Source organism: Aeromicrobium endophyticum, assembly GCF_003586285.1.
GTDB classification, from domain to species: Bacteria; Actinomycetota; Actinomycetes; order Propionibacteriales; family Nocardioidaceae; genus Aeromicrobium; species Aeromicrobium endophyticum.
Genome location: NZ_QUBR01000002.1, coordinates 858,087 through 876,720, shown reverse-complemented (window position 1 = coordinate 876,720; position 18,634 = coordinate 858,087). Strand labels below are relative to the sequence as shown.

Here is an 18,634-nt window from a genome sequence, read left to right as displayed (position 1 = left end):
GTGCGCGTGCTGCTCGCCGGCGGGGGGACCGCCGGCCACACCTCGCCCCTGCTCGCGACCGCCGCCGTGCTGGCCGACGCCGGTGACGACATCACGTGCCTCGGCACGCCGCGCGGCCTCGAGGTGACGTTGATCCCGCAGGCGGGCTACCCGCTCGAGCTCGTCCCGCCCGTGCCGCTGCCGCGTCGCCCCGGCAAGGCGATGGTGCAGGTGCCGGGCAGGCTCACCGCCGCGGTCAAGGCCACGGGCGAGGTCGTCGACCGCGTGCGGCCCGACGTGATCGTGGGCTTCGGCGGCTACGTCTCGGTGCCGGCCTACCTGGTGGCTCGTCGCCGTGGCATCCCTCTGGTGGTGCACGAGGGCAATGCCATCCCGGGCATCGCCAACAAGCTGGGCGCGCGCTTCACGCGTCACGTGGCCACCAGCTTCCCCGACACCGACCTGCGGCACGGGCGCTTCATCGGCCTGCCGATCCGGCGCGAGATCTCGCGTCTCGACCGGGCGGCCCTGCGGGCCGAGGCGCGCGAGTTCTTCGGGCTCGACCCCGATCGCCCGACGCTGCTGGTCACGGGCGGCTCCCAGGGCGCGCGGCGCATCAACCACGCGGTGTCGGCGGCAGCGCGCGACCTGGCCGATGCCGGCGTGCAGGTGCTGCACGCGGCAGGACGCCCCGACGAGGTCGCCCTCAACCCGCGCGCGGGCGACCCGCCGTACGTCGTGGTGCCGTTCATCGACCGCATGGACCTGGCCTACGCCGCCGCCGACCTGATCGTGTGCCGGGCCGGTGCCAACACCGTCACCGAGGTGGCCGCCGTGGGGCTGCCCGCCGCCTTCGTCCCGCTGCCCATCGGCAACGGCGAGCAGGCGCACAACGCTCATCCGGTGGTGCGCGCCGGCGGCGGGCTGCTGATCGACGACGCCGCCCTCACACCGGCGTGGATCGACAACGTCGTCATCCCGCTCGTCTCGCACGAAGGCCGCCTCGCGGCGATGTCGCGCGCCGCCTCGGGCATCGTGGCCCGCGACGCCGACGAGAAGCTCGCCGCCATGATCCGAGAGGCCGGGGGAGAGGCGTGAGTGAGCGCCAGCGAACGAACCATGGGTGCCGGTTCGCGCCGTCGGCTCCGTACTGTTGCTCTTTCTCGGAGGTGACGGCGTGAGTGAGCGCCAGCGAACGAACCATGGGTGCCGGTTCGCGCCGTCGGCTCCGTACTCTTGCTCTTCCTCGGAGGTGACGGCGTGAAGATCGAGGTTCCCGCCCACATCCCGCCGGTGGGCGAGCTGGGCCACGTCCACTTCATCGGCATCGGCGGTGCCGGTCTGTCGGCCATCGCGCGGCTCATGGCGCAGCAGGGCGTGGTCGTCAGTGGCAGCGACGCCTTCGACTCGGCCGTCGTCGCGGCGCTGCGGGCCGAGGGCATCACGTGCCACGTCGGGCACGACGCGTCGCAGCTCGACGGCGTCGACACCGTCATCGCCTCCACCGCGGTCCGCGACGACAACCCCGAGATCGTCGAGGCGCTGCGGCGCGGCCTGCGGCTGTGGCCCCGCTCGGCGGGCCTGCGCTCGGTCATGGAGGGGCGGCGCACGATCGCGGTGGCCGGCACCCACGGCAAGACGACCACCACCGCGATGCTGACGTGCGCCCTGATCGCCGCGGGCGCCGAGCCGTCGTACGCGATCGGGGCCGAGGTCGCGAGCCTCGGCGCCAACGCGCGGCTCGGCTCGGGCGACCTGCTGGTGGCCGAGGCGGACGAGAGCGACGGCGCCTTCCTGGTCTACGAGCCGGAGGGAGCGGTCGTCACCAACGTCGACGCCGACCACCTCGACAACTACGGCACGGTCGAGGCGTACGCGGCGGCCTTCGACGAGTTCGTCTCGCGCATCCAGCGGTTCGTCGTGCTGAGCGCCGACGACCCCGGGACGCAGGCACTCGCGCGCACCGCCCGGGCGGCCGGCCTCGAGGTCATGACGGCAGGCTTCTCCGAGGACGCCGACCTGCGCGGCCACCACCTGGTCGTCGAGGGCACGACCACGACGTTCTCCGCGTCGCTGCGCGGTGTCGACCTCGGGCCCGTCGAGCTGGCCGTCCCCGGCGCGCACTACGCGCTCGACGCGCTGCTCGCGCTCGGCACGGGTCTGCTGCTCGACCAGAACGTCGACCTGCTGATCGCGGGTCTTGCGGCCTACACAGGAGCCAACCGGCGCATGCAGCCGCTCGGCGAGGCCGGGGGAGTGCGGGTGTACGACTCCTACGCGCACCACCCGACCGAGATCGCTGCCGACCTCGCGGCGGCCCGGGCCGTCGCGGGCACCGGCCGGCTCGTGGTGGCGTACCAGCCGCACCTGGTCAGCCGCACCCGTGTCTACGGCGCCGAGATGGGCCGAGCGCTCTCGGCGGCCGACATGGTGGTCGTGGCCGACATCTACCTCGCGCGCGAGGATGCCGATCCCGAGGTCACCTCGGCCCTGGTGGTCGCCGCCGTCCAGGGGCCGCGGGCGATGCTCGGAGGCCCCGTCGCGGGGCTGGCCGACGTGCTCGTGCGCGAGCTGCTCCCCGGCGACCTGCTGCTGACCCTCGGGGCGGGCGACATCACGACGGTCGGCCCGGCGGTGCTCGAGGCCCTGGGATGACCGCGGAGCGGTTCTCCGAGAGAAGCCGCGCCGAGCGTCGCCGACGGTACTTTCGCGTCGCCCTGGGCGTGCTGGTCGTCGCCGCCCTCGGGGCCCTGGCATGGATGGTGTGGTTCTCGAGCGTCCTGGCGGTGCGAGACGTGGAGGTGTCGGGGCGCACGACGCTCAAGCAGGCGCAGGTGCTGCGCGTCGCGCAGGTGCCGCAGGGACGTCCCCTGGCCCGCGTCGACGTCGGCGCGATCGAGCAGCGCGTCTCCGGGCTCGACCGGGTCGACACCGTCGAGGTGGGACGCTCGTGGCCCCACACGATCTCGATCTCGATCGTCGAGCGCAAGTCCGTGGTCTGGGCGCGCGTCGACGGCCAGATCCGCGGCATCGACCGCAACGGCATCGCCTTCCGCTCGTACGGCTCGCCGCCGAAGGGCCTGCTCGAGGCCACGATCGACGTCACCGACGCGCGCGACCGGCTGCAGACGGCCGAGTCGCTCGCCTCGGTCGTCACGCTGATCGGCCGCAAGGACCCCGGTCTGCGCGAGCAGGTCGAGTCGGTCACCGCCTCCAGCAAGGACTCGATCGAGCTCAAGCTCACCAAGGGGCGGACCGTCGTGTGGGGGAGCAGGGACGACGGCGGTCGCAAGCTGCAGGTGCTCACCCCGCTGCTGCGCCTCGAGGCGTCCCGCTACGACGTCAGCGCGCCCGACCAACCGACCACGACGCCCTAGCTGCGGCGTGTCGTCGTCCCGGCCACAGCCCGTCCGCGTACGGTTCTTGTAGGTCGCAGGTTGACATAACTATAACCCTTCACTTGAGGGTTAGGGTTCATGCTCGGCGGCCGTCCCAGAACTTCATGAGCCTCGCGCCCGAGCTCATCCACCCTGCGCAACATCCTCGGAAGGACACACGATGGCGGTCCAGAACTACCTCGCCGTGATCAAGGTCGTCGGCATCGGCGGCGGCGGAGTCAACGCCGTCAACCGGATGATCGAGGTGGGGCTCAAGGGTGTCGAGTTCATCGCGATCAACACCGACGCCCAGGCGCTGCTGATGAGCGACGCCGACGTCAAGCTCGACGTCGGCCGCGACTCGACCCGCGGCCTCGGTGCCGGCGCGAACCCCGAGATCGGCAAGCAGGCCGCCGAGGACCACGCCGAGGAGATCGAGGCCGCCATCAAGGGTGCCGACATGGTCTTCGTGACCGCGGGCGAGGGTGGCGGCACCGGCACCGGTGGTGCCCCCGTCGTGGCCCGCATCGCGCGGTCGCTGGGCGCCCTGACGATCGGTGTGGTCACCCGCCCGTTCAAGTTCGAGGGTCGCAACCGCTCGGGCCAGGCCGATGCCGGCATCCAGGCGCTGCGCGACGAGGTCGACACCCTCATCGTCATCCCCAACGACCGGCTGCTGTCGATCAGCGATCCCAATGTCAGCCTGCTCGACTCGTTCCGGCAGGCCGACCAGGTGCTGCACCAGGGCGTCTCGGGCATCACCGACCTCATCACCACTCCGGGCCTGATCAACCTCGACTTCGCCGACGTCAAGTCGGTCATGTCCGACGCCGGCTCGGCCCTGATGGGCATCGGGTCGGCCCGCGGCGAGCACCGTGCGGCCGTGGCCGCCGAGAGCGCCGTCTCGAGCCCGCTGCTCGAGGCGTCGATCGAGGGTGCTCGCGGCGTGCTGCTCTCGATCGCGGGAGGCTCCGACCTCGGCCTGTTCGAGATCAACGAGGCCGCTGGCCTGGTCGCCGACGCGGTCCACCCCGACGCCAACATCATCTTCGGCGCCGTCATCGACGACGCCCTGGGCGACGAGGTGCGCGTCACGGTGATCGCCGCGGGCTTCGACGGCGGCGAGCCGATGCTGCGCGACGCCACCAAGCCGGCCCTGCTCAAGGAGAACCCGTCGCCGGCCGATCCGCCGCCGGCCGCGCCCGCCGCACCGTCGGCGCCGCGCACGGCCGAGAGCTACCTGCCGCCCGATCCCTACCTCGACGGAGGGCGCCCCACCACGCTGCCCCCGCGTGACGGAGCGGGCAACGAGGCGCTGCCGCCCGAGCCGATGCCGGCCGACTACGGGGACGACCTCGACGTGCCCGACTTCCTGCGCTGAGCCGGACGAGCCCGGTGTTCTGGCACGAAGGCCGCCACGGCCGCGTCCGGTTCGGGTTCACCGACCGCGAGGGCGGCGACAGCGAGGGCCCGTGGGCGTCGCTCAACCTCGCGGCGTCCAACGGCGACGACCCGGAGGTGGTCGAGCGCAACCTCGCGCTCGTGGCCGCAGCCGTGGGAGCCGATCGCCTCGTCCCGATGACCCAGGTGCACGGCAACGACGTGGCATGGGCCGGTGCCGAGGGTGCGGACGTCCCGGTCGCCGACGCGCTGGTCACCGATCAGCCGGGTGTGGCGGTGCTGGTGCGCGTGGCCGACTGCACCCCCGTCGTGCTGGCGGCCGACGACGCCGGCCTGGTAGCGGTCGTGCACAGCGGACGCGAGGGTCTGGTCAAGGGCGTGGTGCCGGCCGCCGTGCGCGCGATGCGCGAGCGTGGAGCCGCAGACGTCCGCGCCTGGATCGGTCCGAGGGCGTGCGGCCGCTGCTACGAGCTGCCCGTCGAGCTGGCCGATGCCGTCGCGTCGGTCGTGCCCGAGGCGCGCTCCACCACGTCGTGGGGCACGCCGGCGATCGACGTCGGAGCCGGCGTGATCGCGCAGCTCGAGGCCGAGGGCGTCGACGCGACCGACCTCGGCGCCGGCGAGTGCACGATCGAGCACGACCGCTGGTTCTCGTACCGCCGGCAGGGCCAGCGGTCGGGACGGTTCGGCGCCGTGGCGGTGCTCCGATGAGCGCGTCCGGCGACCGTCGTGCCGAGCTCGCCGCCGGACTGGCCGATACCGAGCGTCGCATCGTCGACGCCTGCGCCTCGGCGGGCCGCTCGCGCGACGAGATCACGCTCGTCGTGGTCACCAAGACCTATCCGGCGTCCGACGTCGACATCCTGGCCGAGCTCGGCGTCGTCGACGTGGGGGAGAACCGTCATCCCGAGGCCGGCGACAAGGCGCACGACGTCGAAGCATCGTTGCGCTGGCACTTCCTCGGCGGGCTGCAGACCAACAAGGCCGGAGCCGTCGCCCGCTACGCCGACCTGGTGCACAGCGTCGACCGGGTCAAGCTGGTCAACTCGCTCTCGCGCGGTGCCGAGGCGGCCGGTCGCACGCTCACCTGCCTCGTGCAGGTCGACTTCGACGCGACCGACCCCGGACGGGCCGGCGTCGTGCCCGACGCCATCGGCCCCGTCGCCGACGCGATCGCCGACGCGCCGGGCCTCGTCCTGGGCGGCCTCATGACCGTCGCGCCGCTCGGCGACGACCCCCGTCCGCACTTCGACCACCTCGTCCGCCTGTCGGGCGAGCTGCGTCGCGACCACCCCGGGGCGACGATCGTCTCGGCCGGCATGAGCGGCGACCTCGAGGCCGCCGTAGCCGCCGGCGCGACACACCTGCGAGTCGGGCGCTCGGTGCTCGGCGAGCGGGCTTCCACCCGGTAATCTCAGACACGTCACACCCGACACGGACCCACGGAGAAATCATGGCTGGCGCAATGCGGAAGGTCGGCGAGTACCTCGGCCTCGTCGAACAGGCCGACTTCGACGACGAGTTCGACGACCTCGACCCCGACGAGGCGCCTGTTCGCCAGGCTCCTGTCCGGCAGGCCGCACCCGCCGTGGTGCGCCCCTCGACGGTCTCCAGCATCGACGAGCGTCGCCGCGTCGAGCGTCCTGAGCGTCGCGCCTCCACGGCGTCCGACCTCGCACGCATCGAGACCGTCACGCCTCGCACCTACAACGACGCCCGCACGGTCGGCGAGCACTACCGCTCCGGCGTGCCCGTCATCATGAACCTGTCCGAGATCGACGACGACGACGCCAAGCGCCTCGTCGACTTCGCCGCCGGCCTGGTCTTCGCCGTGCACGGGTCGATCAACCGCGTCACTGCCAAGGTGTTCCTGCTGTCGCCCGAGAACATCTCGGTCACCGACGAGGACAAGCAGCGCATCGCTGCCGGCGGCTTCTTCAACCAGAGCTGACGGATGGCCACAGTCGGTAACGTCCTGCTGTTCGTCCTGTGGATCGCCCTCCTGCTGCTGATTGCGCGCTTCGTCCTCGACTGGGTCCAGATGCTGGCGCGCAACTGGCGGCCGCGCGGTCTGGTCGCGGTGCTGTGCGAGGGCCTGTACTCGATCACCGACCCGCCGCTGCGGGCCGTGCGCAACGTCATCCCGCCCCTGCGGCTCGGTGCCGTGATGCTCGACCTGTCGCCGATGATCCTGATCATCGGCATCTTCATCCTGCAGCGCATCGTCGAGGTCGCGTTCTTCTGACCAACCCGGCCGACTCGACCGAGCCGGCCGTCTGATGTCGGTACGCCTGTGGCAGAAGTGATGACCCACCGAGTACGGTGGAGACTCCAGGTCCCCAGGACTACCCCGAAACCCGAGGTGTACTCATGCCACTGACGCCAGAGGACGTGCGTAACAAGCGTTTTACGCCAGTCCGTCTTCGCGAAGGCTATGACATGGGCGAAGTTGACCAGTTCCTCGACGAGGTCGAGGCTGAGCTCGAACGTCTGACGGTCGAGAACGAAGAACTTCGCGCCAAGGTAGCTGCCGCATCGACCGGCGAGCCGACCGGACTGATCCCGGCTCTCTCGTCGCCGACTCCCGCCGCCGCGACCCCTCCGGCGCCTGCCGTGCAGGAGCCGGTCAAGGCTGTCGAGCCCACCCCGGCACCCGAGCCCGAGCCGGCCCCCGCGCCGGTCGCCGCGGCACCGGCCCCCGTGGCTGCGGCGCGTCCGTCGATGGGCGATGCCTCGTCCGCGGCGGCTCGTCTGCTCGAGATCGCCTCGACCAACGCCGATCAGCTGATGGACGCGGCCAAGGAAGAGGCCGACCGCATGGTCGGCGAGGCGCGGGCCAAGGCCGAGCGCATCACCAACGAGGCGCGTGGCAAGGCCGACCGGCTCGAGACCGATGCTCGCATCCGCGCGCAGAAGCTCGACGAGGAGACCAACGAGCGTCGTACGGCGGCTGTCGCCACGATCGAGCGCGATCGCTACGAGATCCAGCGCGAGGTCGAGCACCTGCGGGCGTACGAGCGTGAGTACCGCGCCCGGCTCAAGAACTACTTCCAGAGCCAGCTCGACCAGCTCGCGGCCAACGAGAGCACGACGGCCTCCACGCCCGTCCAGGCTCCCGCCGATGCGGCTCCGCGCCGTCTCCGCTCGCTGCTCGGCGACGACGAGAACCTCTAGTCGCACCTGCTCCACCCGAACGGCCCGCCTCCTCGGAGGCGGGCCGTTCTGCGTGGTGGCGAGCGCGTTGCTCGGCCCCTTGAACCGGGCACGGGCCGAGCGCAGCGAGGCAGGCGCCCACGCGGAGCGTGGCAGCGACGGAGTCGCTGGTCGGGCGAAGCCCGGCGCCCTAGGCCTTGGTGATCGTGAAGGCGAAGCCCAGCTCGTCGTCGCGGAACGCCGAGGCGTCGGACGTCTCGGCGAACGACGTGGCCAGCACCTCGTCGGCGATGAGAGCCTCGTGGGCGCGCAGGGCGTCGGCCATCGCACCGTCGGCCGTCCACGTGACGCCGATGCGATCGCTGATCTCGAGACCCGACGACTTGCGGGCCTCCTGGATGACGCGGATGGCCTCGCGCGCCGACCCCGCCAGCCGCAGCTCGTCGTCGAGCTCGAGGTCGAGGGCGACGGTCTCGCCCTGGTCGTTGACGACCGACCAGCCCTCGCGCGGACGCTCGGAGATGAGGACGTCGTCGGCCGTGAGCTCGATCGTCGCGCCGTCGAGCTCGACGGTCGCGGTGCCGTCGGCGCTCAGCCCGGCGGCGAGCGCGGCGGCGTCGGCCTGGGCGATCGCGGCGGCGACCTGCGGGGTCTGCTTGCCGAACCGCTTGCCGAGGTTGCGGAAGTTGCCCTTGGCCGAGTGGTCGACCAGCTCGCCGCCGGCCTCGGCCAGGGACTCGAGAGCGCCGACGTTGAGCTCTTCGCACACCTGGGCGCGCAGGTCGGCACCGAGCTGCTGCCACGCGCCGGATGCCACGAGGGCGCGGCGCAGGGGCTGACGGGTGCGCACCTTGGCCTCGGCACGCGCCGCGCGGCCGAGCTCGGTGACGCGGCGGGCCAGGTCGACGCGGGCTCCGAGACCGTCGACGATCAGCGACTCGTCGGCCGTGGGCCACGAGGCGAGGTGCACCGATGCCGGCGCGTCGGGCGTGACCGGCACGATGACGTCCTGCCAGACCTTCTCGGCGATGAACGGGGTCAGGGGCGCCATGAGCCTGGTGAGGACGTCGAGCGTCTCGTGCAGGGTCGCGAACGCCGCTGCGTCACCGCGCCAGAAGCGGCGGCGCGAGCGTCGCACGTACCAGTTGGACATGTCGTCGACGAAGCCCGCGAGGCGCGCGCCGGCTGTCTGGGTGTCGAACTGCTCGAGCGCGGCGGTGACGTCGCGGGTCAGCGTGTGCAGCTCCGACAGCAGCCACTGGTCGAGCACCTCGCGCTCGGCGACCGGCGGGACGTCGCCGGACGTCGGCGTCCAGCCGTCGGTACGGGCGTAGAGCACGTGGAACGCCGTGGTGTTCCAGTACGTCAGCAGCACCTTGCGGACGATCTCGGACAGCGCGGTGTTGCCGATGCGGCGCGGCGCCCACGGCGAGCCCGAGCACGCCATGAACCAGCGCAGGGCGTCGGCGCCGTGCTCGTCCATGAGCGGCATCGGCAGCAGGATGTTGCCGAGGTGCTTGCTCATCTTCTTGCCGTCCTCGGCCAGGATGTGGCCCAGGCAGACGACGTTCTCGTACGAGCTCTGGTCGAACACCAGCGTGCCGACGGCCATCAGCGAGTAGAACCAGCCGCGGGTCTGGTCGATCGCCTCGGCGATGTACTGCGCGGGGTAGGCCTGCTCGAACTTCTCCGTCGAGCCGGGCGCGTGCGGGTAGCCCCACTGCGCGAACGGCATGGAGCCGGAGTCGAACCACGCGTCGATCACGTCGGGGACACGCCGGTAGGTGCCCGGCTCGCCGTCGACCTCGAACGTGACCTCGTCGATGTACGGACGGTGCGGGTCGAGGTCCGACAGGTCGCGGCCCGTCAGGCTCGAGAGCTCGGCCAGCGACTCGATGCACACCAGCTTCGACGGGTCGACGTCGTTGCGCCAGATCGGCAGGGGAGTGCCCCAGTAGCGGCTGCGCGACAGCGACCAGTCGATGTTGTTGGTCAGCCAGTCGCCGTAGCGGCCGTTCTTGATGGTCTCGGGGAACCAGTTGGTGCCCTCGTTCTCGGCGAGCAGGCGGTCCTTGACCGCGGTCGTGCGGATGTACCAGGCGGGCAGCGCGTAGTACATCAGCGGCGTGTGGCACCGCCAGCAGTGCGGGTACGCGTGCTCGTAGGCCAGCTCGCGGAACATCAGGCCGCGCGAGGCGAGGTCGTCGGCCAGCGCCCGGTCGGCGGCCTTGAAGAACTGCCCGCCGACGAGCGGCACGTCGTCCTCGAAGTGGCCGTCGGGTCGGATGGGGTTGACGACCGGCAGGTCGTACGCCTTGCAGACGGCCATGTCGTCGGCGCCGAAGGCGGGGGACTGGTGCACCAGGCCCGTGCCGTCGTCGGTCGTGACGTAGTCGCCCAGCACCACGAAGTGCGCCTCCGCCGGGAAGGGGATGAGCTCGAACGGACGCTGGTACGTCCACCGCTCCATGTCACGGCCCGACACGGTCTCGCCCGTCGCGGTCCAGCCCTCGCCGAGGGCATTGGCCAGCAGGGGCTCGGCGACGACCAGGGTCTCGGTGCCGTCGGTGGCCAGCACGTAGGTGACGTCGGGGTTGACCGCGACCGCGGTGTTCGACACGAGGGTCCATGGCGTCGTGGTCCACACGAGCATCGAGGCCCGGCCGGCCCACGGCCCGGACGTGAGCGGGAACCGGACGTAGACCGACGGGTCGGTGATGGTCTCGTAGCCCTGCGCCAGCTCGTGGTCGGACAGCGTCGTGCCGCACCGCGGGCAGTAGGGGGCGACTCGGTAGTCCTCGGCGAGCAGGCCCTTCTTGAAGATCGTCGACAGCGCCCACCAGACGCTCTCGACGTACGAGGGCTCCATCGTGCGGTAGGGGTCGCTCATGTCGACCCAGTAGCCCATCCGGTCGGTCATCTCCTCGAAGAGATCGACGTTGCGGACGACGGCCTCGCGGCACTTGGCGTTGAACTCGGCGATGCCGTAGGCCTCGATGTCGGGCTTGCCGTTGAAGCCCAGCTCCTTCTCGACCGCGATCTCGACCGGCAGGCCGTGGCAGTCCCAGCCGGCCTTGCGGTCGACGTGGTAGCCCTGCATGGTCTTGAACCGCGGGAAGACGTCCTTGAACACGCGGGCCTCGACGTGGTGCGTGCCGGGCGTGCCGTTGGCCGTCGGCGGACCCTCGTAGAACGTCCAGCGGGGGGCGTCGGCGGGGGTGTCGAGGCTCGCCGCGAAGGTGCCCTGATCGGCCCACAGATCGAGGATCTCGCGCTCCAGGACCGGGAGATCCACATGGGCCGGAACGGGGCGGTACGAGGGGAGGTCAGACGCGTGCGAAGTCACACGCTCAATTCTACGGGTGGGCGTCGCCGACGCGGCGGCGCACCAAGTTGTCTGGCACCGATCTGGGGTCTACTCTCCACCCATGCCAAACACCAAGCTCGCCGTTCGAGCGGACGAGACCCCCTGGACAGCCGCCGAGACCAAGGAGGTCCGCAGCGAGCTGGAGGGCGACCTGGCTCGCCTGCGCGTCGAGCTCGACGCGTCCGCCCGTGAGCTGCAGGACCTGCTCCGCGACGGGGTCGACGGCGCCGGCAACGACCAGGCCGACGTCGGCTCCAAGGGCCTCGAGCGCGATGCCGAGATGTCGCTGCGCGCCAACCAGAGCGAGCTGCTGCTGCAGACCGAGAAGGCGCTCGACCGGCTCGAGAAGGGCACCTACGGCCAGTGCGAGGTGTGCGGCGAGGCGATCGGCAAGAATCGTCTGATGGCGTTCCCGCGTGCGACACTGTGCATGACATGCAAGCAGCGCGAGGAGCGTCGCTGAGCCCTGGCGACGACCACGGCGCGACCACGAGGACGTACGTACGGCTGTTCGCCGTCGTCGCAGTGGTCGCCTTCGTCCTCGACCAGGTCACCAAGGTCGTGGCCGTCGAGAAGCTGCAGGGTCGTGAGTCGATCGAGATCATCCCCGGCGTCCTGTCGCTGAGCTTCCTGCGCAACCCGGGTGCTGCGCTCAGCACCGGTGCCGGCTTCACGCTGGTGCTCAGCATCATCGCCATCGCGGTGTGCGTCGGTGTCGTCCGCGTGGCGCCGCGACTGCGCGACCGCGGATGGGCCGTCGGGCTCGGGCTGCTGCTGGCCGGTGCTCTCGGCAACCTGTCCGACCGCATCTTCCGCGAGCCGTCGCCGCTCAAGGGCCACGTCGTCGACTTCATCGACTACGGGGTCTTCGTCGGCAACGTCGCCGACATCGCGCTGACGTTCGCGGCCATCATCATCGTCTGGCGTGCGTGGCGCGGCGTGCGGATCGACGGCACACGCGAGGAGAAGTCATGACGACCGACGGCACCGAGGTCGCCCTCGACCACAAGGTCATCCAGATCCCCGAGGGGCTGGAGGGCGAGCGGGTCGACAGCGCACTGGCGCGGCTGCTCGGTCTGTCACGCACCCGTGCCAGCGAGCTGGTCGCCGAGGGGCACGTGACGCTCGACGGCCAGACGCCGGCCAAGTCCGACCGCGTGTCGTACGGCTCGGTGCTCGAGGCGTCGATCCCGGCGCCACGGCGCGCCGTCGTCGTGGCCACCGAGGTCGAGGGCATGCGGCTCGTGTTCCAGGACGACGACATCGTCGTGGTCGACAAGCCCGTGGGCGTGGCAGCACATCCGTCGGTCGGCTGGAGCGGACCGACGGTGCTCGACCACCTGGCCGGCGTCGGCATCCGCATCTCGACATCGGGAGCCCCCGAGCGTCAGGGCATCGTGCACCGCCTCGACGTCGGCACCAGCGGTCTGATGGCGGTCGCCAAGTCCGAGCACGCCTACACCGTGCTCAAGCAGGCCTTCCGCGACCGCACCGTCGACAAGACGTACCACGCGCTGGTGCAGGGCCACCCCGATCCGCACACCGGCACGATCGACGCGCCGATCGCGCGCCACCCCAAGCACGACTTCAAGTTCACGGTCAAGGACGGCGGCCGCGACAGCATCACGCACTACGACACGCTCGAGGCGCACCGCTTCGCGAGCCTGCTGACGATCAAGCTCGAGACGGGCCGGACGCACCAGATCCGCGTCCACATGAGCGCGATCCACCACCCGTGCGTCGGCGACCTGATGTACGGCGCCGATCCGACGCTCGCCAAGCGGGTCGACCTCGACCGCCAGTGGCTGCACGCCCACAAGCTGGGCTTCATCCACCCGCGCACCGGCGAGTACGTCGAGTTCGAGTCCACGTACCCGGACGACCTCGTGCACGCGCTCGAGATCGTCCGCACCATCGACGACAACCCGCTCCCTCGCTGACGCGAGGCATCTCCGAGAGGTCCGCCCTGTTGTTCGGTGAGGTCCCGTCCCTGCCCGTCGTCGTCCCCGCGGCGGTCGTGGTGTTCGGCGTGCTCGTGTGGCGGCTGCGACGACGCGGCGCGCTGTCGCCGCTGAGCGCCGCGCTCGCGGCCTGCGCCTGCGTCTATGGTGCGGGTGTCGTCGCCAACACGGTCTTCCCGATCTACCTCGACATGCCGGGCAGCGCCCCGTCGTGGTCGTCGTCGATCAGCGTGAGGCCCTTCGTCGACTACGAGCTCGCCGACGCGGTCCAGAACGTCATCGTCTTCCTCCCGGTCGGCGTGCTGGTCGCACTCGCCGCGGTCAAGCCCTCGTTGGCCAGGGCCACGGCGCTCGGGGCGTTGTTCAGCCTGCTGATCGAGACGACCCAGTACGTCAGTGCGCGCCTGTGGCACGGGGGCCACGTCGCCGACGTCAACGACCTGATCTTCAACGTGGTGGGCGCGATGGCGGGCTACGGGCTGGTCGCGAGCGCGAAGCGCGTGTACCGCCTCGCCCGCCCGGCCCGCCCCGCGAGTGGCGCCCGCCCCGCGAGTGGCGCAGATTCGCGGAACTGAGACGGCGTTTCCCGCGGATGCGCGCCACTCGGTGAGTGGGGTGCACCACTCGTGAGGGGACAGGTCCGTGGGTGGAAGAATGTCGCCATGCCTCCTGTCGTGCGCCAGTCCGAGAAGCTCAGGGACGTCCTCTATGACATCCGCGGACCCGTCAGCGCCCGAGCAGCCCAGCTCGAGGCCGAGGGGCACCGCATCCTCAAGCTCAACATCGGCAACCCCCAGCCGTTCGGCTTCGACGCCCCGGCCGAGATCCTGCAGGACGTCATCGCGGCCCTGCCCGGATCGGCCGGCTACTCCGACTCCCGCGGCATCCAGTCGGCTCGTCGCGCCGTTGTGCACCACTACCAGCTGCAGGACGGCTTCCCGACGATCGACATCGACGACGTCTGGATCGGCAACGGGGTCTCCGAGCTGATCTCGATCGCGCTGCAGGCGCTGCTCGACAACGGCGACGAGGTGCTGATCCCCGTCCCCGACTACCCCCTGTGGACGGCCGTCACCAATCTCGCGGGCGGGGTGCCGGTGCACTATCGCTGCGACGAGGACAACGAGTGGAACCCCGACCTCGCCGATCTCGAGTCCAAGATCACCGACCGCACCAAGGTCATCGTCGTGATCAACCCCAACAACCCCACCGGCGCGGTGTACTCGCGCGAGACGCTGGCCGGCATCGCCGACCTCGCCCGCAAGCACGACCTGGTGCTGATGGCCGACGAGATCTACGACAAGATCCTGTACGACGACGCCGTCCACGTGCCGATGGCCAGCGTCGCGCCCGACGTGCTGACGTTGACGTTCAACGGGCTCTCGAAGGCCTATCGCGTCTGCGGCTACCGGGCCGGTTGGCTGGTCGTGACGGGGCCGCTGGAGCGGGCCCGCGACTACCTCGAGGGCATCACGCTGCTGGCGTCGATGCGGTTGTGCCCCAACGTGCCGGCGCAGAACGCGATCCAGGTCGCGCTGGGCGGCTACCAGTCGATCAAGGAGCTGATCCTGCCCGGCGGGCGCCTGCTCGAGCAGCGCGACACCGCCGTGGCCGAGCTGGGCAAGATCCCGGGCATCAGCGTCGTCAACCCCAAGGGAGCGCTCTACGTGTTCCCGCGGCTCGACCCCGAGGTCTATCCCATCAAGGACGACCAGCAGCTCGTGCTCGACCTGCTGCTGCAGGAGAAGATCCTGCTGACCCAGGGCACGGGCTTCAACTGGCCCGACCCCGACCACCTGCGCATCGTCACGCTGCCGTGGGCGCGCGACCTCGCCGAGGCCATCCAGCGACTCGGCAACTTCCTGAGCAGCTACCGGCAGGTCTGAGCGCGCCGGGCTCGCTCGATCGGCCAGCCCTTGAGGGCTGTTTCTGTCGGCGTGATGCGGCATGATGGCTCTCACTGTTCCTGATAGGAATACTGAGAGGCGTCGACGTATGACAGACATGATCCGGGCCACCGGACTGGTGAAGCGGTACAAGGGGGTCGAGGCCCTCTCCGGGCTCGACCTGACGGTCCCCGAGGGCACGGTGCTGGGGCTGCTGGGCCCCAACGGCGCGGGCAAGACCACGGCGGTGCGCATCCTGGCGACCTTGCTGACGGCAGACGCCGGCTCGGCCGAGGTCGCCGGCATCGACGTGGCCAAGGACCCCGACGGTGTGCGGGCACGTATCGGCCTGTCGGGGCAGTATGCCGCCGTCGACGAGCACCTGACGGGCTTCGAGAACCTCCAGATGGTCGGACGCCTCTACGGCATGAAGAAGCCCCAGGCCTCCCAGCGCGCTCGCGACCTGCTCGAGCGCTTCGGCCTCGCCGATGCCGGCGACCGACCGTCCAAGACGTACTCCGGCGGCATGCGGCGACGTCTCGACCTGGCCGGTGCCCTGGTCGCCGAGCCGCCGGTGCTGATCCTCGACGAGCCCACCACAGGTCTCGACGTGCGCAGCCGTCAGCAGATGTGGACCGTCATCCGCGACCTCGTCTCCTCGGGCGCCACGCTTCTGCTCACCACGCAGTACCTCGAGGAGGCCGACCTGCTGGCCGACGACATCGTCGTGATCGATCACGGGCGCGCGATCGCCCGCGGCACCGCCGACGAGCTCAAGGCGCAGACCGGCGGCGAGCGCATCGAGGTGCTGTTGAACGATGGCACGCAGCGCGACGACGCCGCACGCATCCTCGCGTCCGTCGCAGTCGGCGAGGTGCAGATCGGCGACAACGAGCGCGAGCTGACGGCTCCTGTCGACGGCGGGGTCCCACAGCTGCGCACGGTGCTGTCCGAGCTCGACGCCCACGGCATCGACGTCCTCGACGTGGGCCTGCGACGGCCGACGCTCGACGACGTGTTCCTGTCCTTGACCGGCCGAGCGGCCGACGACGCGGCCGACCAGGCCGCCCCCACCGACGAGGGCACGGAGGTGCCGGCATGACCACCCTGACCCGCCACGCGACCGACGGATGGGTCGTGGCCAAGCGCAACCTCATCAAGATCGTGCGCGTCCCCGAGATCCTCGTGTTCGTGCTGATCTCGCCGATCATGTTCGTGCTGCTGTTCTCCTACGTGTTCGGTGGGGCGATCGATCCCGGCGCGGGGGTCAACTACCGCGAGTTCCTGATCGGGGGCATCTTCGCGCAGACCGTGGTGTTCGGCGCGACGTTCACGGGCGCCGGCCTGGCCGAGGACATGCAGAAGGGCATCATCGACCGCTTCCGGTCGCTGCCGATGTCCCGCTCGGCGGTCCTCGTGGGCCGCACGACGTCCGACATCGTCTACAACGTGCTGTCGCTGATCATCATGGCGCTCACCGGGCTGCTGGTCGGCTGGCGGCTGCGTGACGGAGTCGTCGACGCGCTGGCCGGATTCCTGCTGCTGCTCGTGTTCGCCTACGCGATCAGCTGGATCATGGCCTACATCGGCCTGATCGTGCCGAGCGTCGAGGTCATCAACAACGCCTCGTTCATCGTCATCATGCCGCTGACGTTCGTGTCCAACGCGTTCGTGCCGCTCGACCAGTTCAACAGCGTGCTGCGACCGTTCGTCGAGTGGAACCCGGTCTCGGCCGTCACCCAGGCCACGCGCGAGCTGTTCGGCAACACGGGCAACATGCCGCCGCCGTCCGACGCATGGTCGATGGTGCACCCGGTGCTCTACACGCTGCTGTGGATCGTGCTGATCCTCGCGGTGTTCGTGCCGCTGTCCATCCGGCAGTACCGGCGGGCGAGCAGCCGCTGACCGCTGCGCGCTGGCGGCGTCAGTCGTCGTCGCGCAGCGCCTGCCGGACGTCGGCGGCACCGTTCTCGTCGGCGTCCCGCAGGCGGTCCGCCGCGACGTCGCCCGCGCGACGCAGCGCGTTGAGGGTGTGGCGCAGCTTGTCGAAGTGGTCGGTCCAGTCGCGCTTGAAGCCGTCGTTGCTGCCGACCCGCTCGTCGTCCGGCTGCATGCGGCCGGCCCGGATCGCCAGGCGGACGTCCTCCAGCCGGTTCTCGGCCTGGTCGAGCACGCGGGTGCCCTCCTGCAGCTGGTCGCCGATGCTGCGGACGGCGCCGGGACCCGAGACGTTGTGGTGGTCGGGGCCGTCGTCGTGCGTGTCGACCTCGCTGATCGAGACGTTGGCGTGGCGGGGCAGCTTCTCGTCGACCGGGTTGTCCGCGGTCTTGGCCTTCTGCACCAGCTCGGCGTACTCGTCGACCAGTCCGCGTGCCGCGTGCCGGTACGCCGTGATGGCCTGGTCGACGGGGCTGCCCTCCTCGAGCAGCATCGCGTGCTCCCGTGGCTGACCGGCGCCGCCGTCGAGGAACGTCATGCCCGCCTGGCGCTTGAGCTGGGTGAGGTGCGACTCGGCGGCCTCGGAGTCGATGCCGTGGATCAGGGCCTCGATGTTCGGTGGTGCGTTCTTGTGTCCGTGCACCGAGTCGCGCAGCGTGTCGCGGGCCTGCTTCCAGCGGCGCTTGACGTCCTCGGCCCCGTCGATCGAGCTCGACAGCACGTCGGCCGCATGATCGATCGCATCGGCGAGCGCATCGAGCTGCTGCGAGTCGGCGTCGAGGGTGCGTCCCGTGCGTTGAGCCGCTCGCGACAGGGCCAGCACGATGCGTCCGCGCTCACCGTCGGGCGGGTTGGCCTGCTTGAGGAGGTGACTGGCCTGGTCCACCTGACGGGAGAGGCCACGCAGCCCCTGCACGGCGTTGCGCAGCTGGGCAGGATCGCCCGGGACGCGGATGGTGTCGGGCCCGATGGGCCCGGAGACCAGCTCGGCGTGCAGCGTCATGATGTCCCCCTGGATGCAGACGAGTGGGATCGATTATGGACCGCGACGCCGCGTTGCACCACCCGATCACGTGATGGGCGAGGTGGAGTCGTTCAGCGTCGGGCCTGCTTGCGGGCGGCGAACTCGGCAGCCTCGGCCAGTCGGAAGGTCGCGATGTCGGCGATGAGGTCGAGCGGAAGGGGTTCGTCGAGCGGGAAGCGGACCGCCGACTTCGAGGTCGAGTAGGGCCTCAGCCGCTCCGCGAAGTGAGCGAACGCCCCGGCCGTCGGGAAGAAGTTGAGCGACGTGTGCTCGGCGTGCCCGGCGAGCTGCACGATCACGACGCCGTGCTGCCGGTACGCCGGGATGTTGTGGCTGATGGTCTCCTCGGCGTCCGGCAGCGTCTCGGCGACCACCCGCCGCATCTCGACCAGCCGGGCCTCGACGTCGTAGGTGGCCGCGGCCAGGTAGTCGTCGACGGTCCGGTAGGTCTGCTTCTCGCGATCGGGGTGCCCAGTCATGCCCCCAGTATGGGCGCCCGGCGGGATGGGTACGTCAGCCGACGTCCGGGCTTCGGGTGTTCCCGCGCG

Annotated in this window: 19 protein-coding genes; 16 read left to right on the top strand and 3 right to left on the bottom strand. The window is 70.7% G+C overall.

Features of this window, described 5'->3' with window-relative positions; genetic code table 11:
- The 9 genes from murG (at nucleotide 1) to DX116_RS14750 (ending at nucleotide 7,931) form a co-directional block, all read left to right on the top strand.
- The gene (gene murG / locus DX116_RS14790; RefSeq protein ID WP_119704997.1) at nucleotides 1–1,077 is read left to right on the top strand and encodes an undecaprenyldiphospho-muramoylpentapeptide beta-N-acetylglucosaminyltransferase; all 1,077 of its coding nucleotides are present in this window, start codon (nucleotides 1–3) and stop codon (nucleotides 1,075–1,077) included.
- 162 nt (nucleotides 1,078–1,239) lie between these two features.
- Entirely contained in the window at nucleotides 1,240–2,634 is a 1,395-nt protein-coding gene (gene murC, locus DX116_RS14785; RefSeq protein ID WP_119705662.1) for a UDP-N-acetylmuramate--L-alanine ligase, read from the top strand.
- The gene (locus DX116_RS14780; protein WP_119704996.1) at nucleotides 2,631–3,356 is read left to right on the top strand and encodes a cell division protein FtsQ/DivIB; all 726 of its coding nucleotides are present in this window, start codon (nucleotides 2,631–2,633) and stop codon (nucleotides 3,354–3,356) included. Before murC ends, DX116_RS14780 begins: the two co-directional genes overlap by 4 nt.
- Before the next feature lie 181 nt (nucleotides 3,357–3,537).
- Nucleotides 3,538–4,737 (top strand): cell division protein FtsZ, encoded by a 1,200-nt coding sequence (ftsZ, locus tag DX116_RS14775; protein WP_119704995.1) that lies wholly within the window; start codon nucleotides 3,538–3,540, stop codon nucleotides 4,735–4,737.
- Nucleotides 4,738–4,751: 14 nt separating this feature from the next.
- A complete protein-coding gene (locus DX116_RS14770; RefSeq protein ID WP_119704994.1) occupies nucleotides 4,752–5,468 on the top strand; it encodes a polyphenol oxidase family protein in 717 nt (238 codons plus the stop codon).
- On the top strand, nucleotides 5,465–6,169 hold the full coding sequence (locus DX116_RS14765; RefSeq protein WP_119704993.1) for a YggS family pyridoxal phosphate-dependent enzyme: 705 nt from the start codon (nucleotides 5,465–5,467) through the stop codon (nucleotides 6,167–6,169). Before DX116_RS14770 ends, DX116_RS14765 begins: the two co-directional genes overlap by 4 nt.
- Before the next feature lie 41 nt (nucleotides 6,170–6,210).
- Nucleotides 6,211–6,708, top strand: coding sequence for a cell division protein SepF (locus DX116_RS14760; protein WP_119704992.1), 498 nt, complete (start codon nucleotides 6,211–6,213; stop codon nucleotides 6,706–6,708).
- 3 nt (nucleotides 6,709–6,711) lie between these two features.
- Entirely contained in the window at nucleotides 6,712–7,002 is a 291-nt protein-coding gene (locus tag DX116_RS14755) for a YggT family protein (protein ID WP_119704991.1), read from the top strand.
- Nucleotides 7,003–7,127: 125 nt separating this feature from the next.
- Nucleotides 7,128–7,931, top strand: a complete 804-nt coding sequence (locus DX116_RS14750) for a DivIVA domain-containing protein (protein ID WP_119704990.1) — start codon at nucleotides 7,128–7,130, stop codon at nucleotides 7,929–7,931.
- A gap of 169 nt (nucleotides 7,932–8,100) precedes the next feature.
- On the opposite strand, the gene ileS is transcribed toward DX116_RS14750, so the two are convergent.
- Nucleotides 8,101–11,256 carry an isoleucine--tRNA ligase gene (gene ileS / locus DX116_RS14745; protein WP_119704989.1) on the bottom strand — a complete coding sequence of 1,052 codons (3,156 nt, stop codon included), beginning with the start codon at nucleotides 11,254–11,256 and terminating at the stop codon, nucleotides 8,101–8,103.
- An 82-nt stretch (nucleotides 11,257–11,338) separates the two neighbouring features.
- On the opposite strand from ileS, the gene DX116_RS14740 reads away from it, so the two are divergent.
- The 7 genes from DX116_RS14740 to DX116_RS14710 all read left to right on the top strand — a co-directional run bounded on the left by DX116_RS14740 (nucleotide 11,339) and on the right by DX116_RS14710 (nucleotide 17,029).
- Nucleotides 11,339–11,740, top strand: coding sequence for a TraR/DksA family transcriptional regulator (locus DX116_RS14740; RefSeq protein WP_119704988.1), 402 nt, complete (start codon nucleotides 11,339–11,341; stop codon nucleotides 11,738–11,740).
- Nucleotides 11,713–12,252 carry a signal peptidase II gene (lspA, locus tag DX116_RS14735; protein WP_233556803.1) on the top strand — a complete coding sequence of 180 codons (540 nt, stop codon included), beginning with the start codon at nucleotides 11,713–11,715 and terminating at the stop codon, nucleotides 12,250–12,252. The genes DX116_RS14740 and lspA overlap by 28 nt, the downstream gene beginning before the upstream one ends.
- Nucleotides 12,249–13,217 (top strand): RluA family pseudouridine synthase, encoded by a 969-nt coding sequence (locus DX116_RS14730; RefSeq protein ID WP_119704987.1) that lies wholly within the window; start codon nucleotides 12,249–12,251, stop codon nucleotides 13,215–13,217. Before lspA ends, DX116_RS14730 begins: the two co-directional genes overlap by 4 nt.
- Before the next feature lie 29 nt (nucleotides 13,218–13,246).
- A complete protein-coding gene (locus DX116_RS14725; protein ID WP_199716088.1) occupies nucleotides 13,247–13,813 on the top strand; it encodes a VanZ family protein in 567 nt (188 codons plus the stop codon).
- An 87-nt stretch (nucleotides 13,814–13,900) separates the two neighbouring features.
- Nucleotides 13,901–15,124 carry a pyridoxal phosphate-dependent aminotransferase gene (locus tag DX116_RS14720; protein ID WP_119704986.1) on the top strand — a complete coding sequence of 408 codons (1,224 nt, stop codon included), beginning with the start codon at nucleotides 13,901–13,903 and terminating at the stop codon, nucleotides 15,122–15,124.
- Between the two features lie 109 nt (nucleotides 15,125–15,233).
- Nucleotides 15,234–16,226, top strand: a complete 993-nt coding sequence (locus DX116_RS14715) for an ATP-binding cassette domain-containing protein (protein ID WP_119704985.1) — start codon at nucleotides 15,234–15,236, stop codon at nucleotides 16,224–16,226.
- Nucleotides 16,223–17,029 (top strand): ABC transporter permease, encoded by an 807-nt coding sequence (locus tag DX116_RS14710; protein ID WP_119704984.1) that lies wholly within the window; start codon nucleotides 16,223–16,225, stop codon nucleotides 17,027–17,029. The genes DX116_RS14715 and DX116_RS14710 overlap by 4 nt, the downstream gene beginning before the upstream one ends.
- Before the next feature lie 19 nt (nucleotides 17,030–17,048).
- On the opposite strand, the gene DX116_RS14705 is transcribed toward DX116_RS14710, so the two are convergent.
- Together DX116_RS14705 and DX116_RS19975 are read right to left on the bottom strand one after the other, a co-directional pair.
- A complete protein-coding gene (locus DX116_RS14705) occupies nucleotides 17,049–18,065 on the bottom strand; it encodes a hypothetical protein (RefSeq protein ID WP_119704983.1) in 1,017 nt (338 codons plus the stop codon).
- Nucleotides 18,066–18,157: 92 nt separating this feature from the next.
- Nucleotides 18,158–18,565 (bottom strand): iron chaperone, encoded by a 408-nt coding sequence (locus DX116_RS19975; protein ID WP_158592004.1) that lies wholly within the window; start codon nucleotides 18,563–18,565, stop codon nucleotides 18,158–18,160.
- Nucleotides 18,566–18,634 lie beyond the last annotated feature (69 nt).

Excerpts from the sequence above, each read along its gene's own strand:
- DX116_RS14710 (WP_119704984.1), top strand. The coding sequence starts at position 16,223 with ATGACCACCCTGACCCGCCACGCGACCGACGGATGGGTCGTGGCCAAG.
- ftsZ (WP_119704995.1), top strand. The coding sequence starts at position 3,538 with ATGGCGGTCCAGAACTACCTCGCCGTGATCAAGGTCGTCGGCATCGGC.
- DX116_RS14740 (WP_119704988.1), top strand. The coding sequence starts at position 11,339 with ATGCCAAACACCAAGCTCGCCGTTCGAGCGGACGAGACCCCCTGGACA.
- DX116_RS14750 (WP_119704990.1), top strand. The coding sequence starts at position 7,128 with ATGCCACTGACGCCAGAGGACGTGCGTAACAAGCGTTTTACGCCAGTC.
- lspA (WP_233556803.1), top strand. The coding sequence starts at position 11,713 with ATGCAAGCAGCGCGAGGAGCGTCGCTGAGCCCTGGCGACGACCACGGC.
- DX116_RS14715 (WP_119704985.1), top strand. The coding sequence starts at position 15,234 with ATGACAGACATGATCCGGGCCACCGGACTGGTGAAGCGGTACAAGGGG.
- DX116_RS14705 (WP_119704983.1), bottom strand. The coding sequence starts at position 18,065 with ATGACGCTGCACGCCGAGCTGGTCTCCGGGCCCATCGGGCCCGACACC.
- DX116_RS14780 (WP_119704996.1), top strand. The coding sequence starts at position 2,631 with ATGACCGCGGAGCGGTTCTCCGAGAGAAGCCGCGCCGAGCGTCGCCGA.
- DX116_RS14730 (WP_119704987.1), top strand. The coding sequence starts at position 12,249 with ATGACGACCGACGGCACCGAGGTCGCCCTCGACCACAAGGTCATCCAG.
- DX116_RS14765 (WP_119704993.1), top strand. The coding sequence starts at position 5,465 with ATGAGCGCGTCCGGCGACCGTCGTGCCGAGCTCGCCGCCGGACTGGCC.
- DX116_RS14760 (WP_119704992.1), top strand. The coding sequence starts at position 6,211 with ATGGCTGGCGCAATGCGGAAGGTCGGCGAGTACCTCGGCCTCGTCGAA.
- DX116_RS14755 (WP_119704991.1), top strand. The coding sequence starts at position 6,712 with ATGGCCACAGTCGGTAACGTCCTGCTGTTCGTCCTGTGGATCGCCCTC.
- DX116_RS14720 (WP_119704986.1), top strand. The coding sequence starts at position 13,901 with ATGCCTCCTGTCGTGCGCCAGTCCGAGAAGCTCAGGGACGTCCTCTAT.
- DX116_RS19975 (WP_158592004.1), bottom strand. The coding sequence starts at position 18,565 with ATGACTGGGCACCCCGATCGCGAGAAGCAGACCTACCGGACCGTCGAC.